The 3667-nt window shown below is 76.2% G+C and carries 3 protein-coding genes and 1 pseudogene; 2 read left to right on the forward strand and 2 right to left on the reverse strand.

The genetic code is table 11. From position 1 onward, the window contains the following. A partial coding sequence (locus ACWJ6R_RS32325) for a DoxX family protein (RefSeq protein ID WP_449065854.1) occupies window positions 1–608 on the reverse strand: 608 nt, incomplete at its 3' end. A gap of 67 nt (window positions 609–675) precedes the next feature. Further along, window positions 676–2229, reverse strand: a complete 1554-nt coding sequence (locus ACWJ6R_RS32330) for an MFS transporter (RefSeq protein ID WP_449065855.1) — start codon at window positions 2227–2229, stop codon at window positions 676–678. A 234-nt stretch (window positions 2230–2463) separates the two neighbouring features. Here ACWJ6R_RS32330 and ACWJ6R_RS32335 point away from each other — a divergent pair, with 234 nt between their 5' ends. Continuing rightward, window positions 2464–2973, forward strand: a complete 510-nt coding sequence (locus ACWJ6R_RS32335) for a hypothetical protein (protein WP_449065856.1) — start codon at window positions 2464–2466, stop codon at window positions 2971–2973. A 217-nt stretch (window positions 2974–3190) separates the two neighbouring features. After that, window positions 3191–3667: pseudogene (locus tag ACWJ6R_RS32340) on the forward strand (hypothetical protein); the annotation flags it as partial.

Genomic DNA, 3667 nt, shown 5'->3' on the forward strand with positions numbered 1-3667 from the left:
CGGTCTCCCGGCGCCGTCGTCCGGCTTGCCGGAGACCGGCGGGGCGGCAGGGGTGACCGGTGGCGCCGGGCGCCGGAACCTTCCGGGCCGGCCTGCCGTACCGGTGCGCGCGGGGAGGGGGCGGCCGTCTCCGGCTCGCGCAGCGAGGCGAGGACGTCGTCGGCCTCGGAGTCGGCGGCGAAGTCCTCCGCGGCCTCGGCCTCACGTCTCTTGATCACCACCATGTGGTCGACCGACAGACGCCCGGCCCCGTTGACGGCCAGCAGCACCGAGGCCGCGCCGAGCGCGACGATCAGGTTCACCTCGCCGCCGGTCAGCGGGAGCCCCTGGTCGCCGTTGGCGATCACGAACACCGCGACGGCCTCGGCGAACAGCAGCAGTCCGCAGACGGGCACGGCGAGACCGGCCACCAGCAGGGCCCCGCCGATGAGCTCCATCAGCATGGTCGTCCCGGCCCAGACTCCCGGGGCGGGGGCGCCCAGCGTGGCGAACTGCAGGCCGGTCGCGGTCAGGCCCGCCTCCAGCTTGTCCCAGCCGTTGGCGAAGAAGATCCCGCCGACGCCCAACCTGGCGGCCAGGGCGGCGATGTCATGGAGGGTTTGTCGCACGGCTCCTCATTCTGGTCCGGTCCGCCGGTCTTGCCCATAGCCGCGACCGGCAATCATCAGGACCCGGTCAGTCCGGGCCGGTACGGTCACCGGATCCGCGCGGCACCAGGACCGCCACCGCGGCGGCGGTGACGCCGAGCAGCAGCACGCTGACGACGATCGTGGAGTGCAGCCCGGCGACGAAGGCCACCCGGGCCTGCGCCAGCAGCGCGGCCCCGCCCTGGTCGCCGAGTTCCCGCGCCACGGCGTCGGCGGCGGCCAGCGATTGGCGGGCCCGCTCCATCAGCCCGGCGGAGACGCCCTCGACGGGGGCCAGCGAGGGCGCGTAGACGGCGGTGGTGACCGTGCCGAGCACCGCGACGCCCAGCCCGGCGCCGAGTTCGTAGGCGGTCTCCTCGGTCGCGGCGGCGCCGCCCGCGTGGGACTCGGAGACCGAGGACATGATCGTGTCGGAGGCGGCCAGCAGCGCCACCTGGATGCCGAAGCCGATGCCGACGAAGCAGAGCGCGAGCGCCAGCGGGTGCTCCTCGGTGCCCCAGGCCAGGGTGGGGGCCAGCGACAGCGCGGTCAGCGCCAGGCCGCCGCCCATCGTGGCGCGCAGCCCGAGCCGGCGCAGCAGGTGCGCGCCCGAGAGGCCGCCGGCCACCGAGGCGGCCATCAGCGGCAGCATCCGGACCGCGGCGCCCGGCGGGCTGTCGCCGAGCACGAGCTGGAGGTACTGGGCGAGCATCAGCTGGAGGCCGACCAGGGAGAAGACGGTCAGCAGCACCGCGGCCACCCCGACGGAGAAGGCCCGCCGCCGGAACAGGCTCAGGTCCAGCAGGGGAACGGCCAGCCGCCGCTGCCGGCGCACGAACCAGGCCAGCAGCGCGACGCCACCCAGGAAGGCCGCGGCCCCCTCCGGGTGACCGGCCCCTGCCTCCTTCAGGCCGAACGCGAACGCGAGGATGCCCAGGACCGACAGCAGCGCGCTCGGCGCGTCCCACGGCTGCCCGGCCAGGGTCCGGGACTCCGGCAGGAGCCGTGCCGCCGCGGGCAGCAGGACCAGCAGGATCGGCACGTTGATCAGGAAGACGGCGCCCCACCAGAAGTGCTCGACGAGCAGCCCGCCGAGCAGCGGCCCGGCCGCCGCCCCCGCCGCCGCGACCGCGCTCCACACGCCCAGTGCGATCGCCCGCTCCCTGCGGTCGGTGAAGACCTGCCGGATGATGGAGAGGGTGGCCGGCATGATCATGGCTCCGCCGACGCCGAGGAGCATCCGCGCGGCGATGAGCGCGGAGGCGGTGGGGGCGAACGCCGCGGCGGCCGAGGCGGCGCCGAACACCACGTAGCCGGCCAGGACCAGGCGTCTGCGCCCGTGGCGGTCGCCGAGTGTGCCGAAGGTCAGCAGCAGCGGCGCGACCACCAGGGAGTAGCCGTCGACGATCCACAGCATCTGCACGGAGCTCGGGTCGAGCGCCGCGGTCAGGGCCGGGCCGGCGATGTGCAGCACGGTGGCGTCCACCGCGATGAGCAGCAGGCTCAGGCAGAGCAGGACGAGGACCGACCAGCGGCCGGTCCCGGAGGGGCGCGTGCCGGTCCCGGCGCGCCTGGTGTCGGCGGCGACCCCCATGGCGGTCATGCGCGGCTGGCGGGGGTACCGGCCCGGGCGAACATGCGTGGCAGCTTAGGCCATCCGCCGGAGTGGACGGGCGCCCGTTGGAAGATTGATCCGGGATGAAATGTGCGAATCGGCTCCGGGATCCGCGACCTCTCTAGAGAGATAGACCCCTCTATCCGCCGTCTAGGCAAACGGTGGTCCTCCCCGCACCATGGCGGTCGTGGGGAGTCAGAGCCAGGTGCGAGAGCCGTCGTGGTGAGCGGTTCCGGCGACCGGGACCTCGTCGAGGTCCCGGCCCCGCCGGACCCCGGCGAACTGGACCGATGGTGCGCCGTCGCCTTGGACCGGCTGGCCGAGGGCAGGCCGGAGGCCGCGCTGGAGGCCGCGCGCCGGGCGGTGGAGCACGACTCCCGGGACGGGCTCGCCGCCGGCTGGGGCTACCGTCTGGCCAGTCTCGCCTTCGAACGGCTCGGCCGCGATGCGGAGGCCGTGGCCGCCGCCGAGGAGGCCGTACGGCTGGCCCCGGGGTCCTGGGCGGCGCGGCTGCGCCTCGGCTCGGCCCTCCGCCGGGTCCCGGGGCGGTGGGCGGAGTCGTGGTCGCAGACGGCCAGGGCGGTGCGCTACGCCCCCGAGGAGCCCGACCCGCACGTGCTGGCGGGGACCTCGCGCTCCTGCGCGGAGAGCACCGGCGGGCCCGGGACGCCTACCGGGCGGCGCTGCACCGGGCGGGCGACCATCCCGGCGCGAGGGTCAACCTCGGCCTGACGTTCCTGCGCTGGGAACGGCCCCGCAACCACCACGACCCCGCCTGGCCGGTCGACCCCCGGGAGACCGGCCGGACCCGGCACGCCCTGGAGACGTGGTCGCGGCAGACCCGGGTCCTGCTCGCAGCGGCCCTCCTCGCGGCCGTCGCGGCCGCCCTCGGTCCGGGTCTCACCGCCGAGGCGAGGATCTGCGCCGCGGCGCGCCCGCCGCGGTCCTGGTGATCACCCTCCGGCAGGCCCGCAGGATCGGGCTCTGGTCCTATGTCCCCGCGATGCTCGCGCGCGACGTGTGGCTCGGCCTGACCGTCGCGGCCGCGCCGGCGGCGGTGGCGGCCTACGTCGCGGCGGTCGCCACCCTCCCGCGCGTGCCGCCGGGCGTGGTGGCGGATACAGCGGCGGATACGGCGGCGGATACGGCGGCGGATACGGCGACGGGCCTGGTGGCGGGCCTGGCGGCGTCCGGCTCCGCGACGGGGCCGTGGACGGTTCCGGCGGGCGTGGTGCTACTCAACGGCGTCGCGCTGCTCGTCGCGCGGGTGCTGGCCGAGGCGTGGCGGGGCCGGCCGGTCCGGGCGCTGGCCGAATTCTCCGCGGCGGGCGGGGACCCTGCGGCCGGGCGCGGTATCGGGGGTGACGCTCTGGCTCGTGGGCGGGCCGCGCATGGTCGGTCCTGGCCGGGGCCGCGGCGGCCGCCG

It is taken from the genome of Planomonospora algeriensis, from assembly GCF_977012225.1.

Excerpts from the sequence above, each read along its gene's own strand:
- ACWJ6R_RS32330 (WP_449065855.1), bottom strand. The coding sequence starts at position 2,229 with ATGACCGCCATGGGGGTCGCCGCCGACACCAGGCGCGCCGGGACCGGC.